Raw genomic sequence first — 15977 nt, 5'->3', positions numbered from 1 at the left:
AATCCCCTGAACAGCAGATACGAGGAGCGCTTGACGAGCTGTGGCGTGCTTCGCACCTGCATGTGTACCGATATCGAAAACTACGCAAGGCCACATGGCTCCTGCTCGCTGCCATCGGCATGTTGCTGGCCACAGTCACATCCGCGGCATTGTCGTGCTGACCATCCGTGCCCGTCGGTGAGTTCGGAGCTGTTCGGATCGAAGTCGGATGGCTTTCTCATCCGTGTTGGGTGTGAAAACGCGACTGAAAATCCCAATTAGTCACGGCCACAACCTTTTTGGTTCGTGACTAATTGGTTGTCGCGCCCTACTTGTCGGTGGCCGCTGCGATCCTCGAGACTTGAGTGATCGCAGGGAAGGCGGTGAGGTGATGGACGCGGAAGGCTCGGGCGTGGACCCGCGGTTCGTGCTGTGGCTTGCCGCGCACCCGACCCGTCGGCTCAAGCCGCGCAGCCGGGTGGAGTACGCCCGCCGCACCGCCCTGTTCCTGACATGGCTCGACAACACTGCCCCGGAGTATCGCGACGCGCTGGTGACCCCGCAGGGGCGCGATGACGCGGTCCTGGCGTACCTGACGCATTTGAAACAGCTCGGACGTAGCCCGTCCACCTGGAACGTGACGCTAGCGGCGTTGAACGTGTACTTCGAGTTCCAGGAGCTCGGAGCCACACAGGTGGCACCGGCGGAAATCCGGCGGGTGCTGACTCGGCCGTTGACCGTGGCGGAGCAGTCCGCGCTGATCGCGGTCACGGAGAACCGGCCCTCGCACACGCGCTGGTTGCGAATCCTGCAGGTGCGGAACCTGGCGGTGGTGATGACGCTGCTGTACGGCGGTCTGCGCGAATCCGAGGCCGAAGCGTTGAACGATGACCAGGTGATCCTGACCGGTGTGCGCAGTGTGCTGTACGCACCCGGCCGCGAGGTCATGCTGTCCCGGCCCGCGCGTTTCGCGCTGGCGGCGTGGCGGGCCGAGCGTGCCGAGCTGGTCGGCGATTTGCGGATCGGCGCGTTCTTCCTGGCCGGAGACAACGACGGCGTGGACTGCTCGCTGCGCCGGCTGTCCCAGCGTCAGATCGAGGACATCGTGCGGGATCTGGGGCGTGAGGCCGGACTGCGCGGGGGAGAGGGCATCGGGCCGGGCGTGCTGCGTGCGACCTACGCCCAGCACGTGGTCGCCGCCGAAGCCGATACCGCGCGGGTGGCGCACCGGCTGGGTCAGGTCAAACCCGATCTGCCGCAAATCAACGCGTTGCGTGCCACGCCGCCGATCCCGCATCCCGGCCGGACGGCGCGGATAGAGACTGCGCAGCTGGCCTTGGACTTCTGACACTGCGCCACTGAGGTTTCGGGGTGCGTGGTGTCAATCGGTAGTGGGGGGTGGGGCCGCAGGGGATACAGCCCCACCACGGTGAATCGTCAGTCACTACGCAGCCTCCCCGGATGACCTGTCCGCGCCGCGCTTGTGTGAACGCCTCGCCGATCAACAATCCGTACAGGATCGGTTTCATCGGGGTGCCGCAGGTGGGGCACGGTGGCGGTTGTTTGACCGGTCCGTTCATGCCACGACTGTGACAGGGCGTCGGGCCCGGGACGGCGCGTTCGAACTTCGAGAGAAGTGGTCCTCGTTGGGTGGGCGTGGGGGGATGATTGAGGGCATCGGGACGTAGACGAAGACGCCGTCGTACGTCTGCGCGTCCCTCCCGGTGGCAAGGTGCGCTCTCGACGGTCGGCGCGCCTCGGAACACGACGGTACGTACGACAAACGACCGGTGCCGTTTCGGCGGCAACGGGTATCGCAGCGGACGGAATCCCCCGGCGCACGCTGCGTTCGCCTACCCCAGGTGGTGAGAGACCGTCGTCAATCACCCACGCCTGGGCATCTTTCGGATCCGAGCTGTATCGCTTTCCCGTTCAGGCGTGGCCCGTTCGCATCCGAGGAGCACTCATGGGCAAGGAACCGATGGACCGTGAAGCGGCCGACCGTATCGCGGCCGCGGCCGAGCGCGATCCAGACAGTCCGACCGCGCAGTCCGGTTTCGACGAGCGAGCCGCCGAGGCGGCCGACCGCAATGAGGAGGCCGACGACTGATCGTGCGTGATGGTGAGACCTCCGGCGCCGCGCCGGGGGTCTCGGCACCGCCAGTAGGTCGCGAGTACGCGGGGCGTGCGTGCGATCGACGCGGCGCGGCGCTAGCGAGTGTGACCGCACACCATCCCATCGATCTGGACGCGCTCGACCTCAGCTGAGAGTCAGCGAGAACTCCCCTTCTCGACGGTGGTCTCTGCAGGGTGCAGGGCGATCTGACGACGGTGCGGGCGCAGGAGGGGGCGCGCGGCGATCTCGGCGGCCACGCCCTCTCGACTCGGGACGCCTTTGATGTCGGGTTGCCAGTGCAGGTGCCAGGTGTCGGCGCGGTAGTCATAGCGCGGGTCCACCTCGACGCCGTGGGTCTGGGTTAGATCCGTGGCCAGGGCGCGCACCAGTTTCGCGCGCTCGATCGGCAAGGCGGTGAACTCCCGCAGGGGTGAGGGATCTCCCGGTTCCAGGCCCCGCAGTTGTTCCCAGTCGATCACAGCGAAGTCGAGGAGGTCTTCGAGCGCCCCAGTTGTGTACAGGGCCACGCTCACGTACCGGTTGCGGCTGATCTCGGAGTCCACATGTGTTGCGGGAGCAAGGAATCCGGACGCGACCAGGTAATCCACCTCGCGGCGGCGCACCCGCAGGAACTCCGCCGCCTGATCCGGACCCAGCAGCCGGGCCCGGCGCACCCGCTCGCACAACTGCTCGTCGGTGGCCAGCGCCTGGACTTGCTCCCGTGGCCAGCGCCCGAACCTGCCCGCCTCGATACCGAGTTCGCTTGTCACCCGGGCGAATTCGGTGCGATTCCAGCCCAGCTGCTCGCACGCCTCGTCCCGAGTGAGCGATGCCTGCTGCCAGGCGAGCCGATCGGTGGCCAGGCCCGCGATCAACTCGCCGTGGTCGGCGGCGACCCGGTCCAGGTCGTTCTGGTCGTAGAGGGCGTGGCCCTTGTACTCATCGACCCCGGTCAGCAGCCCGTGCAGGGCGAGCGCCTCGACATCGCACCCGGCCACCGCCACACCGTCCAGGTGCTGGGCGATCCGTTCGGCGGCGCGCACCGCCCCGATCGGCGGACCGTCCGGCAGCTGCGCGCGGATCTGCTCGATCCGCGCGCCGGCCTCGGCGATCAGCTCGGCCGACCACCGCCCGCCGCGATCCGGGGCGCCGATGAGCTCGCTGCGTCGTGCGGCGTACCACTGCCACTGGGCCAGGCCCAGCTCGCGCGAGGCCTGAATCGGACCGAAGTCTTTCCTGGTGCTCATTACCCGAGTCCCTTCCCGAATCGAGATTTCCCCACCTGCCGAACCCGACGATAGCGCGAGGAACCGACAAAGAAAAGTGCCATCTAGCTGCGCAAACAATGTATAGTATCCATATGGATACTGACTCTGGCGGTCCGGTGGAGCCGGGCCGTGAGGTGGATCGGATGCTTGAGCGGATCGACGACGCGCAGACCGATCCCACTCCGGCCCCGGACGACGATGCGGGGGAGAGTGAGCCTGCGAGGGCGGCGCGGCATTACTCGACCGGGAAGCTGACCATCGCCCAGGCCCGCGTCGTCGATGGCTGGCGACGCCAGCTCACCGTGCCCGATCGGCGCTTCTCGACCCCGAACAATCGCCCACCGGCGTCGAGCTCGGATTGCGTGGCCGCGGCGGTCGTTCATCTGCTCGACCACGCCGAACCCGAACCGCGTGAGCTGATCCGCTACGCCGCGCGCATGCGGGAGAACCTCGCCCTCGAACGTGGGCGCGCGTTCCCGGCGGCCTCGGTGGTCTCGTTCTATCTGCCCGCGCCCTACGCGCTGCGCCTGGATGCGATGCTCACCGCCGCCCAGGATCACCACGCCGAACTGCTCGACCAGGCCCGCGACCGGGTACACACCGAACTCCCCGGACGTGAGAACGCCACCGCCCGTGGGCTGCGCATGATGTCCGCGGTCGCCGAACTCGGCATCCCGCACAAGGCGTACATACTGCCCGCGGGCACCCTTGCGCGACTGGCCATCGACCGCTGGGCACGCAAGTCCCCGGCCACCGTGGTCGCGGCCGCCGTCGCCCACGGGTCGGCCCACCACGAACAGATGCACCGCGCCCGCCACGACATGGGCGTCGGCGACGCCCACCGCTGACTCCCGAAATATCCATATGGATACTTTGATTAGCACGGTGTCAATCGTGCCCACGCGTCGGCGTTCAACAGTCCGTACAGGATCGGTGCCATCAGGGTGCCGCAGGCGGGGCAGGGTGGCGGTGGTTTGACCTGTTCGTTCATGCCACGACTGTGGCAGAGCGTTGGACCAGGGACGACGTGTTCGGCCTTCTAGAGTTCGGCGCCATGGTCGAGATCGTGCCCGGCCTCGGGGTGCGCTTGCCGCGCCGCGGTGTGCTGGTCGGTGGTGGGGTCGTTGGACGGACGGTTCGTGCGGAGTCGCTGCTCGGCTTCGGCTTGGGCGGGGGTGAGTCCGCGGCGGCGCGCTTTCTCGGCGAGGGCTTTGTCCAATCGTGCTGCGGCGGTGGCGCGTTGGTTGGTGCGGCGGGCGCGTGATTGCTGGGTGCGCGTGTCTGCGGCCTGCGCGGCAGTCACTTCCGCAGCGAGGGTGTCGTCGGTATCGCGGTCCAGCAGGGTCGCCCACTCCGCTTGCGGCGCGCCAGCATTGAGTGCGGCGTTGACGGCCTGGTCAGCTTCGTGGCGGGCTTGTTGCACCTGCTGCATTTGTGCCGCCAGCATGCTCTGGGCGTTGTCGATCGCGGCTTGGGCGTCGCGGCGCGCGGCGACCCGGAATCCCGGTAGCGAGTCCAGATGTGCTCGCGCGGTGGCGATCTGCTGTGCAGCCTCGGCGAGGGCGTGTTCGGCGTGCTGGAGCGCATCGAGTGCGGTGTGGGCGGTGCGGATGCAGTTGGTGCGGGTCCGCAGTCGTGCGTGGTCGGCGGCGAGGGCGTCGACTTCGGAAGTGGTGTTCGCCGCGGCGAGTTCGGTCGGATCCGGGGTGCTGATCGTGCGCCGCAAGCGGCGGATCTCGCTGGTGAGCGCGGTGGTGTCGAGCATGCGGAGCGGGTCGGCGTGCATGGTTTGCAGTCGCTGCAAATCTTCGAGCACGCCGATTTGGTGCAGCAGATCGTTCGCGTGCTCCAGAACGGCGCGATCGAGGCCAGGAGGCTCGGGAGGCAGCGGGGTCGGTTCGGGCGCGGTGATCGGATCGCAGGTCTCGGCGTGATGGCGGGCTAGCACGGCCTCGGCCCGCGTGCTCAGGACCGTGGCGGCGTCGCGTCCGCGCTGAAGCGGTGGCGCGTGTTCGGTGCTGGTGTCGGTGATCTCGTGGATCAGGGCCGTGGTATCGAGTCCGGCGGCGTGCGCGTCGGCGATGAGGTCTAGCAGGTGCGGGTAGTCCGGGCTGTCTTGGACGTGGTGGTGGAGCCCGGCGGGCAGGGTCTCGGCGAGGTGGTAGCGCGCCCAATCGCGTCCCAGTACGTGCACGCGGTGCTCGTAATCGGCGTGCAGGCGGGTGATTCGCTGATCCAGGTTGTCGGTGTCAGGAGGCAGGGCCAGGGCGGCGGCGAGGTCGGTGCCGGCCACGACACGATCGGGGTTGGCGGCCAGCTGCTCGAGATCGCCGCTGGTGCTCAGGCGCTCGGTGAGTTGGGTGAGGTAGTCGGCGAGTTCGGTATCCATGCCGGGGTAGCGGGCCGGAACCGGTGCCAGCTCAGGGGCCGGGAGATCGCGCAGGGTGCGGAATCGTTCGGTGCCAGCGTGGGAGATGCGTCCGATCTGGCGTGCGATATGGCGGTCGGCGCGAGCGCGCAGGACCGCGGCCGGATCCTCGGTGTCGGGGAGGCCGTCGTCGGTGGCGCGCCACCGGTCCGTGGCGATCAATCCGACCAGGGCGATCACATCGACACCGTGTTGCTCGGCACGATCGAGCGTCTGCACCAGCGTGGGATAGTGCTCGGACTGCTGAACATGCTCGAACAATGCCGGGGGCAGGGCGCGCTCGAGCAGGTCGTCCATGCGGGCGGTAATCAGGAGTTCGCGGGCGTGTTCGTACAGCTCGTGCAGGCGGGCGGGGTCGCTGGCGCGGTCGGTTTCCTCGCGCAGCATCTGGGTGGCGCTGATGTTGTCGTCGCGGCGGCCCAGCTCGCGCAACCACACCTGGTGTTCGGTGAGTTCTTCGCCGGGGGCGTGGTGCAGATCGGGTTCGGCGAGCACATCGGTGGCCAGGAAGATGCCGTTGTATTCGCTGCCGCGGGTGAGTCCGACATAGGCGAGGGAGCGCCCCAATGCCGAGCCCATGAGGACGTAGGCGCGGCGCACGGTCATCCCTTGCGCGCGGTGCACGGTGCTGGCGTAGCCGAGTTCGGTGGAGTCCAGGACGTAGCGGGTGGGCAGATGCACGTGCCCGTGGTGTTTGATCCCGGTCACGGTGAGCGAGCCGTCCTCGTGTATGTGCGAGACCCGCCATTGTTCGCCGTTGTCGACCGGATCCCCGGCGCGGTAGCCGCCGGTGATCCGCAGCCGGGAGGTGTTGCGGCGGGTGACGATCAGGTCGCCCACGTGCGCGGTGTGGTCGTCCGCGAGCGGGGCACCGGCGCTGGCGAGGTCGAGGTGTCCGCGCATCGCGTACGCGGTTTGGGCGGCGGCGTTGAGCATATGGACGTCGTCCAGGGTGGCGGCCATCATCAGGCTCTCGATGCCTTGGTCGAGGTCGTCCAGGTGCGCGGTGAGGATCTGTTCGCGTAGCTCGTCCGCGAGACCGGACACCACCCGTCCGGCGCTCTTGTAGAACTCCCATGCCTGGTTCGCGCTGCCCTCGCGCACCTGCAACGACGCTTCGGCTTCGGCGGGATCGGCGAAACGCACCACGTCCTGCAGAGCGGGTGCGGTGGTGTCTTTGGCCAGCAGGCGGAGCGCGCCTCCGGCTTCCACGGCCGAGAGCTGATGGGGGTCGCCGATCCAGCGCACGACCGCGCCGATATCGTCGGCCAGGGTTTGCAGGGCGTGCAGGTTGTGCGTGGATGCCATGCCCGCCTCATCGACCAGCAGCATCGCCCCCGCGGTGATGCCGGTGTCCATACCGCGCGCGTGCAGGGCCAGGATCGAGTCGATGGTGCGCGCGGGGACACCGATCTCCTCGCCGAGTACGCGCGCGGAGGACTTCTGCGGTGCCAGCGCCATCACCTCGCGCCCATCGGCGAGCCAGGCGTGGGAGACCGCGCGCATCGCGGTGGTTTTGCCGGTGCCCGCGGGTCCGATCGCGACCGCCAACCGGGTGCCCACGGTGCACAGATGCCGCACGATCTCGCGTTGCCCGGGGTTGAGTTCTTGTCCGCTGGCGGCTTCGGTGGCCGCGATCGCGGCCTGCACGGCGGTGCCGGTGACGAACTCGGTGGTGGGGGTGCGGGCGGCGTCCAGGAGCGCGGTTTCGGCGTTCAGGATCGCTTCGCTGGTGTAGCGGACGGTGGTCTCCGCGCAGGTGTCGTAGACGTTCTCCCCGCTCCGGCGCGTGAGCGCGGCGGGTAGGGGATCGGGATCGACGCTCAAGCGCAGGCACTGGGCGCGCACCGTGGCCAGGATGGATTCCACCGCGGCGCGCTGGGCGGCATCGGTGTCCCAGCGGCACAACGCGACTCGGTCTTCGGTGGCCGCACGGATATGCACTTCGGTCCAGGTGGGGCGACGCCGCGAGACCGTATCGAGCACGTCGGCGGCCAGGCGTTCGGGGTCATAGACCGCGCGATCGGCGGCGATGGCGGCGCGGTCGACGTGATCGAGCAGGTGATTGTCGTTGACCTGATCCAGCAACGTCGCGACCTCGGCGGCGGCGCGGTCCCGCGCGGTGGCGCTGTCGAACTCGTACCGCTCGAGGGTCTGATCGATGACCGCGCGGATCCGGCTGCGCGGGGCTTGTTCGATCCCGGCGCTGGCGCCCAACGCGATCCCGGCGGCCAGGGCCGCGTGCGTCAGGTCGTAGGGCCGGATCGCGTCCGGATCGCGGGACAAGCGCAGCACATCGGCGACGAACTGCTCCGCGGTGCGCCCATCGCCGAGGAAGGATTCGGCCTGCTCCGCCCATTCGGCGAGCATCTCGCGCAAGGTTTTCGGGATCGGTTTGGCCGCGCGGCTGGCCAGCGTGGCGGCTTGGGCCAGGTGGATCTGGGTCTTCTTGTCCGGGTTCCGTCCATGGCTGGCCCGGTACTCGCGCACCAGGGCTTCGGTGGCGCGCAGGATGTCCGGGCGACGGGAGAATCCGGTGATCAACGCTTCGGGAACGTCCGCGATCTCCAGCACCGGGGCCTTGTTCACGCCGTTGCGGTAGCGCTCCTCGAACCGCAGCCCGAGCCGCCGCTGCAGCTTGCCGACCAGGGTGCCGTTGTACTGGCACGACAGCGACACCGTCGCCGAATACAGCGCCCGCGCATCCAGGGCCGACCACTTGTCATCGCTGCCCAGCACCCGTGCCGAGACCACGCAATGGGTGTGGGGATTGGGGTCACCGACCCGATTGTCGAAGTGCTGGAATTGGGCGAATGTCAGTCCGTCGGCGTCGATTTGGCGTACCCCGCCGGCCCCGCGACGCGCCAGCGCGTACGCCGATTGCATCCGATCCAGGGTCTCGTTCATCGCCTCCTCGTGGCATTGCCAAATCGCTTGGCGCAGTGCGTCATCGCCCAAACCCCACAACACCGACACCGATTTCTGCGGAGTGAACACCAAGTCATAGGCCGCGACCGCGCGCGCCAGGCGGCGCTTCTCATCAGCCAGCGCGCCCTCGATCTCGGTAGAGGAGGGCGCGCGACCGAGCTCGTTCTCCATGTGCGCGCAGGCCGCGTTCTCCCGCAGCATCGCCCACTCCTCACCGCGCGGGGCGCGGCGATGCTCGGTGAGGAACTCGGCCCTGGCGCGGTCGTACAGGGCCACGATCGCGGTGCTGCCGTGCCCGCGGCGGTGGTGCCCGGACCCGAGCGCGGCCGCCGCCAGCGCCTCCTTCACGCTCTTGCCCTCATCGAGCGCGGCCAAGATGATCACATCGGCGTCCGGGTGGATTCCCTCGCCGTACAGAGCACGCATCTGGGCTTCGGACACATCCCCCGAGACCCCGAGAATTTCCGCTCCGCGCCCGTACCACCGGCCCGGCGGGGTACCCGAAGCCACGTAGTAATCGGTCATTGCCTGGCCCGGGGCACGCGTTCGGTCGCCGGTGGCCACCGTCCGGGTGAGGTAGGTGTAGCCATCGCCCGCGTGAATCGGGTGGATGGTCATCACAAGATCAGAATGCGCGCGAATCCGCAGCTACGAAAGGGTTGAGACCCAAAATTCACAATAGTGCAAGAGGTGTGTAAAGGATCGGAGGCTTGAAAGGCAGTGAAAAGAGCGGTACAGCGAGAAGACGACCAGGCGGGCATGGGGAGCGGCACGGGATCGAAAACGCACGAAATTCGATCTTGAAACGGGGAAACACGGCGTACGGTGAGAACAACAGCGTTCGGCGAGCAAATACCGGGCTTTTCGGGCCTGCTCCGCCGGACAACCGTCGCGACGGGCCGCGCGGCCCGGTGGGAGGGCTGGGACATGGTCAGCAAATCAGCGGGCGCGGCGGTGAGTGCGGCCAAACTCGCACGCGAACGCATGGCGGCCGTGGCGGCCGCGCACCGCGAACAAGAGCAAGCCAACCTCGCCGATGTGGCGGCGTTCCTGAAAGCGGCTGGGGCAGTGGACAAAGCTGCCGTGCGGCGCGATACGGCGATCGCGACAGCGACCCAAACCTATGAGCAGGCGGTCGCCACAGCGGAGGGGGAACAAGCCGCGGCGCTGCGCCGGATTCGTGAGCGCGGGGCCTCGGAGTCCGAACTGGTAGCGCTGACCGGGCTCGAGGCGGGCCAGCTGCGGGCGCTGCTGCGCGGTGGGGTGAACGCACCGACCAAACCAGCGAGCACCGCGAAGAAGGCTCCGCCCACACCGCAACCGGCCCAGAACGCACAAATGCCCCTGTGAGCACCTGGCTGGCTGCCAAGTGCTCACAGGGGCATTGATGGGGTTCCCGCGCGGCACAGCGTCATTGCTGGGCCTGGCACATCGTCGGGCTGCGGGAAGGTAGGTCACCGGGGCGGGGCCGTGGTGACGGTTTGGTGACAGGTGGGGCCTGGATCCCACGCATGGAAGGTGCGGCTGCCGGTGTCCTCGCGGGCCAGCCAGAACCCGTGTTCGGACACGTCCCTGAGGATTCGGCCGAACCATTCGGCGCGGTGGTTCCCGCTGACCGGATGCGCGGGGTTGAACACGCGGCGTACACGCAGGCGCTCGCCCTTGGCGAACTCGGTCCACGCGGGTCCGGAGTAACTCACGGCTGACGGTCCGTCCGGGGTGGCAGGCTGTATGCCCACTTGAATCCGCCGTCATTGCCGGATTCCCAGATATCGACCTCGCGGCCGTCGCGCAGGGTGAGGCTCATGCCGTCGCACCGCAGGGCGGTGCCGCTGGTGATCGCCCCGAGCATGAGCACAATCTTGTCCAGCTCATCGGATGCCCGGAGCGGTGGTTCGCCGTCCGCGTGCTTTCCTTCCTGAGTCGCGGGGGTGCAGCAATCGCATTGGCACGCAGCGAATGCGGCTCTGCGGGCGGGTTCGGGGCGTGAGGTGGAATCGGTGGGTGTCATGGCTGGCTGCTCTCCTTACGGGCTTGGTCACGCTGGGCGGGTTGGTTGCCGGGTACCTCGTCGTACTGCGGAACGTTGATCAGGGCTGGATGGCCTCGGCCCGGGAGCGTTCGTCACGTCGACGGACGATTTCCAAGAGCAAGCCGGATGACTCCTTGGACTTGCTGTGCCAGTGAGTCGCCGATTCAGTGGCGAGTGTGAGCGCTCGCCGCAGGATGTGAATTTCGGCGTCGGCGGTCCCCGCCACGATGCGGTGTCCCTCGACTCCCGATACGAACAGCTGCCAGCGTGTGCCGTAGGGATACAGGCTCGCCACGTTCAAGCTGATGTCATCGCCTACGGGCACGTCATAGTGAACGCTCCCGTTGTCGGTGGTGCGCATGATCATGGGAGCCAGCGCGGTGATCGCGGGTTTGGGCATGGCTAGATCTCCGTTCGGGGTTGGGCGCGGGTGCGGGCGGTGATGTCGGCAAGGCGCTCGCGTTCCTTGCGCCAGCGTTTGAGCGCGCGGCCGGTGTAACTCTCGAGCTCACGAACGGGGGCACAGGTAGCGGCCATTTGCGCCATGCGGGTACCGGCGGTCTCGAACTGTCTGCGGTAGCTGTCCTCGACGACTAGGGCGGCGCTGGCCCATGCGGTGATCGGGAATCCGAGCGTGTACAGCTCGATCGCGAATTCGGCGACATTTTCGGGCGTGAGGTGGAATTCACTGAGCCGCTTGCCCAATCCACGCGCTAGGGCGGCTACGGCCTGCGGGGTGGGTCGCTGCTGCTGGTTGATCAGGTGCCGAATCAGCACCGACACAGCGGCACAGCGGTGGTCGGCGAAGTCGCTGGTGCGGACGTGAGCCAGGATGTCGGCCGCGTCGGTGCTGTCGAGATTGAGCAAGGCCGCGACCAACTGGTGTTCGGGCTCGACCGTGCGCAGTGTGCGCCGCTGGGCGGCGGCGTCGATATCGGCCACTACCAGGGTCTGGCGGTGGGCGGTGGCGGTGCGCTCGGCGACTTCCTCGCGGGCGGCGGCCGCGCTATGCGGCGGTCGGGGTGACGGGGCGGCGGTCATGGCTCGGGGTGCAGGGTGCGCCCGGGCTGGGTGAGGTCCGCGCGGGCGGCGCTGTCGAGTTCGTCGATGGCGCTGGCGTGGCGGGCCTCGTAGTCCTGGCGGGTCGCGGCGGGCGCGGGAACATCGATCTCGGGAAGCTCGGCCGCGTGCCACAGTCGCAGGAACAATCCAGCCGCGGTGACATCGACCGGTTGAATATGGCTGCGCCATATCGCCAGCATGATTTCGACGCCGGTTCCGAGCTGGGTATCGCTGCCGGTCGCGACTCGCTCGAGCATCTCGCGGCAGTGGGCACGGAACAGCGGCGCGGAACACATACCGGGATGGGTGGGCCGCAGCAGTCGCAACGCGTCCTGTAGCGGCTGGTCCTGCTCGGGGTGGCGGTCGCGGGCGGCGGCGACTTCCTGGGCGGCAAGGTCGTAATAGTCGTGCTCGGTCAAACAACCGGTGTGAATTGCTTCGATCATGTGCGACAGAACGGCGGTACCGATGGCGTCGGGTTGCATCGTTGGCTCGCTTCACATTTCGTGGGAGGGCGCGCGTGGGCGCGGGACCGGAGCGATGCCGGTCCCGCGCTGCGCGCCCGTATGGGCGGGTGGTCAGAGGTCGAACAACGTGCCCGGTTCGGGCTCTGGAGTGGGCGCGGTCGCGGCGATGAATGCGGCGGGCACGGGGGTGAGCGAGCGTGCGGGTTGCGCTAGCCGGGTGCGGGCGTCGTGCTCGTACTCGTCCATGAGGGTGCCTGCGATCGCCTCGTAATGCTCGAGCTCGGAGACGATGCCGATATCGGGCAACCCTGCGGCCTCCCCTGCCTTCCACATGCGGAAGTACAGCCCCGTAGCGGCGGTGTTCAACGGGGTGCGCGCGGAAGCGCGCGCCAGGGCTCCCAGTACTTCGATCGCGGTCGCGGGGCGGGTGTCGCCGCCGGTGGCGACGCGCTCGAGGATCTCGCGGCAGTGTGCCCGATACGGCATTTCCCGCCTCATGAGGTCGTTGGTGGGTTTGAGCAGGAGAAAACTGGCGTGCAGCTGCTCTCGGGCGGCCGGATGACGTTCTTGCGCGGCGGCGATCTCCTCATTCGCCCACTGCATTTGCGGCAGCATCGCCTCGAGGGTGGTTTCCACGATTTCGAGGTCGGCGAGAATCTGAGCGAGCGGGTCGGACGGGTCGGCCTGAGGGGCGTCGGTGTCGGGGCTGGTGGTCATGGCTGCTCACCTGCGTCGGGGTGGTGGGCTTTGCCGTCCAGGACGTACGGGCTCTGGGTGCGGTCGAGGTGGTGTGGCTTCTGTGTGGTCGAGCTGCCGTCTTTGCGGCTCGAGTCGTCCATGGCGTTGCCGTGGCGCACCAACACCAGGCGGTCGGCGGCGAACCACATTCCGGTGGTTCGCGTCCTGGTGTAATCGAGCCTTACCGTGCGCCATATGTCGACTTTGGACGTGTCCGGGTTGATGGCCTCGACGGTCCATCGGGCCTTGCCTTCGGTGCCGTCTGCGCGGATGGTGTGCACGGTGTCGCCGATATAGATGGCGGGGTCTTTGGGCTTCTTGGGCTTGGGCATGGCGGTGTCCTCTCTGGTTGAGCTGGGAAAGAGAGCAGGGACCGGGGCCGGTTACGGTTCGGCCCCGGTCCCTGCTTGATCAGGGGTGGGTTTAGTGGGTGCTGTCGTGGCCGCTACGGGCGGCCGGGGTGGGCGGCGGGCAGAAGGTGCCCGGGACTGGGGTTATCCATGCGCTGACGCTGTTGGGGCTCGTGGCGATGTTCTGGGCGATCTCGGCGGCGGTGGCTTTGGCGGTCCAATAGAGTGGGCCGGTCTCGTCGGCGACAAGAGCGCCGGTGTCCTGGTTGAGGATTCCGAACGCGCGGGCGGCGGGCCATTGCACGCGGCCCTGCTCGGTGTCCCACTGCACATCGGTGATGTTGCAGGCGATGAGGTTCAGCGCGGGCGGGTCACCGGGAAGTGCGGGGGCCAGTTCGGACAGCAGGTACGGGAGAGGGCCGGGGGTGGTGGCCACGTAGTGGCCTTGGTCGGCGTCGTAGCGCATCATGCGCACCGAATAGATGTGCTCGCACCGCAATCCGGTGTAAGCGTGCACGGTGCGCACCAACGCCGGTTGCAAATCGGTGGCGACGCTCTGGGCGGTGCCATCGGTCAAGTAGTCGAGGCTGAGAATGAGCACCGAGCGGAACCCGTTGCCGCGCACGGTGAATTCGACGTGCGTGGGCTGCTGCGACTGATCGGGTGTGGACATATGTTCAACTCCGCGGGGATAGGCGCGAAGACCGGGGCCGGTTACGGTTCGGCCCCGGTCCTTGCGGTGAGGGGTGGGTTAGAAAGTGCTGCTGTCCTGGTAGTGGGCTTCGTAGTCCTCGCTGGTGCGCCAGCATTGGGCGGCCGGGGTGACGGTGATGCGTGAGGCGTAGCCGCGATAGCGAAGCGAGGCAACGGCTTTGCGTTCATGAGCGGGACACAGCAGGGTCGCGCAAAACCCGTCTGAGACCAACACGGTTGCCCATGCGGTGCACTCGGTCCACCTGCATCGGGTTTTGTGCACGTTCACCCGTTCGCGTAATCCGCACTGGTCCGGGGTGTGCGCGTGCACCTGGTGCCAGTTCTTGTGTGTGCGCTGGGCCCAGATTCGTTGCTGTTCGGCGCTCATGATCGCGTCGTGAAATTCCAGGGCCTCGTACTGTGTGGCGGCCCATTCGGCGATACCGGCGCGGGCGGTATCGCAATTGCGGATCTCGTGGCGCAGCTGGGTCGCGAGCTCGTGGCGGTGGCGGTGCTCCTGTCCGATGCCTGCCATGAAGACGCACAGTTTGCAGGCGGCTTCGCCCCGATTCGGGGTGCTCGGCTCGGGGGCGCTGGGATCGGTCGCGGTCACCATGTGATGGCGGCGGTGTAGGGGTCGATATCGCGAATCGCGGAGGTGTCGGGCAACCATTGCCCACCGTGGTCGAGTGCGTCGCTGGCCAGATGGGTGCCGAGATGGCCGAATTCGGTGGGCACGCTCGCGGTCACTTCGCGTTCTCCGGTGATCGCGACATTGCCACTGTGCAGGGCGGCGGCGAATCGTACTTGTCCGCCGTGGTTATGGCCCCAATGGTCTTCGGGGAAACAGGAATTGAGATCGGCGTCTTCGCGTTCGGCGCGGCGGCGGAACCACTGGCGGGCTCCTTCGGCGACCGCTTCGGCGGTGCTGAGTGTGCGTACCGCGATACCGAGACCGTGGGTGTCGTGGTAGGTGATGGGCTGGCCGGTGGTCAGCTTGTGTTGTATGGCGTCGATTTGGGCGCGCTGGGCGGGACTCAGCTGCCGGAACTCCATGAGGGTGCGCACGGTGTCGGCGAACCGATCGGGTGGCACGATATCGAGGGGGTGAGCGTCGTCGGCGGATTCGATGCGCAGCATCGGGTGAACTCCTTCTCGGGGAAGGGATCCGGGGTGGTTGTGGGCCTGCCCGGATCGCGGTCGGGGTAGGGTGGGCCGGGCATCGGGCCGGTCGTTACGGTTCGGCCCGATGCCCTTTCGTTGTCTGCCTGGGATCGGGTGACTACGTGTAGTCGTCCACCGTGTCCGCGAGTCGTGCGGGCGGATTGATCGCGGGCCAACTCAGTTGCTGGGCAAGGTGGTAGCTGGTCCCGCCGGGTGGGGCCGGGCGGGGTGCGGGCACGCTGCCGAGAATCTCGTAGGTATCGACCGACCAGACGGGGTGACCGGCGCTGATCGCGCTCGTCGCGTACAGGGCGGTCATGGTGGCATCGCGGGCGGCCAGACCGTAGGCGGCGGCGTCCAGGATGAGCGAGTGTTCATAGCCTCGCACGGCCGGGCAGTGGGCAAGGTCGTCGACTATGACGGCGATGACGGTATTGCCGACGGTTCCGGAAGTGAGTTCGGTAGTGGTGAACCGGTCCAACGATTCCAGCGGCGATACCGCGATGTTCTCGACCGTCATGTGTTGGGGGGTAACGGTTTTGAGCAGTAGCAGCACAAGCGAGCGGGGCGGTATCTCGCGGCCGTACTGCTGGGGGAGCGACGCAACGAGCGCGGGCACGTCATCGATCAGAACGATGTGGGAAGCCATGATGCTCCTCGGGTTGTGCTGGTAGGGCGCGGGGAGGGTGAGCGCGGGTACCGGGCCGTTACGCGCGGCCCGGTACCCTCTGGTCTTTCAGGTGGAACTAGGG

The 15977-nt window shown here is 67.7% G+C and carries 17 protein-coding genes; 4 read left to right on the top strand and 13 right to left on the bottom strand.

What is annotated here, in order from left to right; all coding sequences use genetic code 11:
* Positions 1-340 precede the first annotated feature (340 nt).
* Together AB0L82_RS36070 and AB0L82_RS36065 are read left to right on the top strand one after the other, a co-directional pair.
* Positions 341-1327, top strand: a complete 987-nt coding sequence (locus AB0L82_RS36070; protein WP_364647068.1) for a tyrosine-type recombinase/integrase — start codon at positions 341-343, stop codon at positions 1325-1327.
* A 618-nt stretch (positions 1328-1945) separates the two neighbouring features.
* On the top strand, positions 1946-2089 hold the full coding sequence (locus AB0L82_RS36065; protein WP_364647066.1) for a hypothetical protein: 144 nt from the start codon (positions 1946-1948) through the stop codon (positions 2087-2089).
* A 161-nt stretch (positions 2090-2250) separates the two neighbouring features.
* Here AB0L82_RS36065 and AB0L82_RS36060 read toward each other — a convergent pair whose 3' ends face one another.
* Positions 2251-3342, bottom strand: coding sequence for a hypothetical protein (locus AB0L82_RS36060; protein ID WP_364647064.1), 1092 nt, complete (start codon positions 3340-3342; stop codon positions 2251-2253).
* A 113-nt stretch (positions 3343-3455) separates the two neighbouring features.
* Between AB0L82_RS36060 and AB0L82_RS36055 the strand changes: the two genes are divergently transcribed.
* Positions 3456-4211: a hypothetical protein gene (locus AB0L82_RS36055; RefSeq protein ID WP_364647061.1), complete on the top strand. Its 756-nt coding sequence runs from the start codon at positions 3456-3458 to the stop codon at positions 4209-4211.
* 191 nt (positions 4212-4402) lie between these two features.
* Here the strand turns inward: AB0L82_RS36055 and mobF are convergent, their stop codons facing one another.
* Positions 4403-9337 (bottom strand): MobF family relaxase, encoded by a 4935-nt coding sequence (mobF, locus tag AB0L82_RS36050; protein WP_364647058.1) that lies wholly within the window; start codon positions 9335-9337, stop codon positions 4403-4405.
* Between the two features lie 309 nt (positions 9338-9646).
* Between mobF and AB0L82_RS36045 the strand changes: the two genes are divergently transcribed.
* Entirely contained in the window at positions 9647-10069 is a 423-nt protein-coding gene (locus AB0L82_RS36045; RefSeq protein ID WP_364647055.1) for a hypothetical protein, read from the top strand.
* Between the two features lie 104 nt (positions 10070-10173).
* Here the strand turns inward: AB0L82_RS36045 and AB0L82_RS36040 are convergent, their stop codons facing one another.
* The 11 genes from AB0L82_RS36040 to AB0L82_RS35990 all read right to left on the bottom strand — a co-directional run bounded on the left by AB0L82_RS36040 (position 10174) and on the right by AB0L82_RS35990 (position 15874).
* A complete protein-coding gene (locus tag AB0L82_RS36040) occupies positions 10174-10419 on the bottom strand; it encodes a hypothetical protein (protein ID WP_364647052.1) in 246 nt (81 codons plus the stop codon).
* Complete coding sequence (locus AB0L82_RS36035; protein ID WP_364647049.1) at positions 10416-10730, bottom strand: hypothetical protein; 315 nt, start codon at positions 10728-10730, stop codon at positions 10416-10418. The genes AB0L82_RS36040 and AB0L82_RS36035 overlap by 4 nt, the downstream gene beginning before the upstream one ends.
* Positions 10731-10809: 79 nt before the next feature.
* Positions 10810-11151, bottom strand: coding sequence for a hypothetical protein (locus AB0L82_RS36030; protein WP_364647046.1), 342 nt, complete (start codon positions 11149-11151; stop codon positions 10810-10812).
* A 2-nt stretch (positions 11152-11153) separates the two neighbouring features.
* Positions 11154-11792: a hypothetical protein gene (locus AB0L82_RS36025; RefSeq protein WP_364647043.1), complete on the bottom strand. Its 639-nt coding sequence runs from the start codon at positions 11790-11792 to the stop codon at positions 11154-11156.
* Complete coding sequence (locus tag AB0L82_RS36020) at positions 11789-12259, bottom strand: hypothetical protein (protein ID WP_364647040.1); 471 nt, start codon at positions 12257-12259, stop codon at positions 11789-11791. The genes AB0L82_RS36025 and AB0L82_RS36020 overlap by 4 nt, the downstream gene beginning before the upstream one ends.
* A gap of 132 nt (positions 12260-12391) precedes the next feature.
* On the bottom strand, positions 12392-12997 hold the full coding sequence (locus tag AB0L82_RS36015; protein WP_364647037.1) for a hypothetical protein: 606 nt from the start codon (positions 12995-12997) through the stop codon (positions 12392-12394).
* Positions 12994-13350, bottom strand: a complete 357-nt coding sequence (locus AB0L82_RS36010) for a hypothetical protein (protein WP_364647034.1) — start codon at positions 13348-13350, stop codon at positions 12994-12996. The genes AB0L82_RS36015 and AB0L82_RS36010 overlap by 4 nt, the downstream gene beginning before the upstream one ends.
* Before the next feature lie 91 nt (positions 13351-13441).
* Complete coding sequence (locus tag AB0L82_RS36005) at positions 13442-14041, bottom strand: hypothetical protein (protein WP_364647031.1); 600 nt, start codon at positions 14039-14041, stop codon at positions 13442-13444.
* 78 nt (positions 14042-14119) lie between these two features.
* Complete coding sequence (locus tag AB0L82_RS36000) at positions 14120-14674, bottom strand: hypothetical protein (RefSeq protein WP_364647028.1); 555 nt, start codon at positions 14672-14674, stop codon at positions 14120-14122.
* Positions 14671-15201 carry a hypothetical protein gene (locus AB0L82_RS35995; RefSeq protein WP_364647025.1) on the bottom strand — a complete coding sequence of 177 codons (531 nt, stop codon included), beginning with the start codon at positions 15199-15201 and terminating at the stop codon, positions 14671-14673. The genes AB0L82_RS36000 and AB0L82_RS35995 overlap by 4 nt, the downstream gene beginning before the upstream one ends.
* Before the next feature lie 142 nt (positions 15202-15343).
* Positions 15344-15874 carry a hypothetical protein gene (locus AB0L82_RS35990; protein ID WP_364647023.1) on the bottom strand — a complete coding sequence of 177 codons (531 nt, stop codon included), beginning with the start codon at positions 15872-15874 and terminating at the stop codon, positions 15344-15346.
* Positions 15875-15977: the final 103 nt, after the last annotated feature.

This window comes from Nocardia sp. NPDC052001 (assembly GCF_040680615.1).
GTDB lineage: Bacteria > Actinomycetota > Actinomycetes > Mycobacteriales > Mycobacteriaceae > Nocardia.
Note: the sequence above shows the minus strand (reverse complement) of the source record. Positions and strands in the feature narration are given on the sequence as shown.

Bases quoted from the DNA above. Each gene is read 5' to 3' on its own strand.
- AB0L82_RS35990 (WP_364647023.1), bottom strand. From the start codon at position 15,874: ATGGCTTCCCACATCGTTCTGATCGATGACGTGCCCGCGCTCGTTGCG.
- mobF (WP_364647058.1), bottom strand. From the start codon at position 9,337: ATGACCATCCACCCGATTCACGCGGGCGATGGCTACACCTACCTCACC.
- AB0L82_RS36045 (WP_364647055.1), top strand. From the start codon at position 9,647: ATGGTCAGCAAATCAGCGGGCGCGGCGGTGAGTGCGGCCAAACTCGCA.
- AB0L82_RS36060 (WP_364647064.1), bottom strand. From the start codon at position 3,342: ATGAGCACCAGGAAAGACTTCGGTCCGATTCAGGCCTCGCGCGAGCTG.
- AB0L82_RS36010 (WP_364647034.1), bottom strand. From the start codon at position 13,350: ATGCCCAAGCCCAAGAAGCCCAAAGACCCCGCCATCTATATCGGCGAC.
- AB0L82_RS36005 (WP_364647031.1), bottom strand. From the start codon at position 14,041: ATGTCCACACCCGATCAGTCGCAGCAGCCCACGCACGTCGAATTCACC.
- AB0L82_RS35995 (WP_364647025.1), bottom strand. From the start codon at position 15,201: ATGCTGCGCATCGAATCCGCCGACGACGCTCACCCCCTCGATATCGTG.
- AB0L82_RS36030 (WP_364647046.1), bottom strand. From the start codon at position 11,151: ATGCCCAAACCCGCGATCACCGCGCTGGCTCCCATGATCATGCGCACC.
- AB0L82_RS36035 (WP_364647049.1), bottom strand. From the start codon at position 10,730: ATGACACCCACCGATTCCACCTCACGCCCCGAACCCGCCCGCAGAGCC.
- AB0L82_RS36020 (WP_364647040.1), bottom strand. From the start codon at position 12,259: ATGATCGAAGCAATTCACACCGGTTGTTTGACCGAGCACGACTATTAC.
- AB0L82_RS36055 (WP_364647061.1), top strand. From the start codon at position 3,456: ATGGATACTGACTCTGGCGGTCCGGTGGAGCCGGGCCGTGAGGTGGAT.
- AB0L82_RS36025 (WP_364647043.1), bottom strand. From the start codon at position 11,792: ATGACCGCCGCCCCGTCACCCCGACCGCCGCATAGCGCGGCCGCCGCC.
- AB0L82_RS36065 (WP_364647066.1), top strand. From the start codon at position 1,946: ATGGGCAAGGAACCGATGGACCGTGAAGCGGCCGACCGTATCGCGGCC.
- AB0L82_RS36015 (WP_364647037.1), bottom strand. From the start codon at position 12,997: ATGACCACCAGCCCCGACACCGACGCCCCTCAGGCCGACCCGTCCGAC.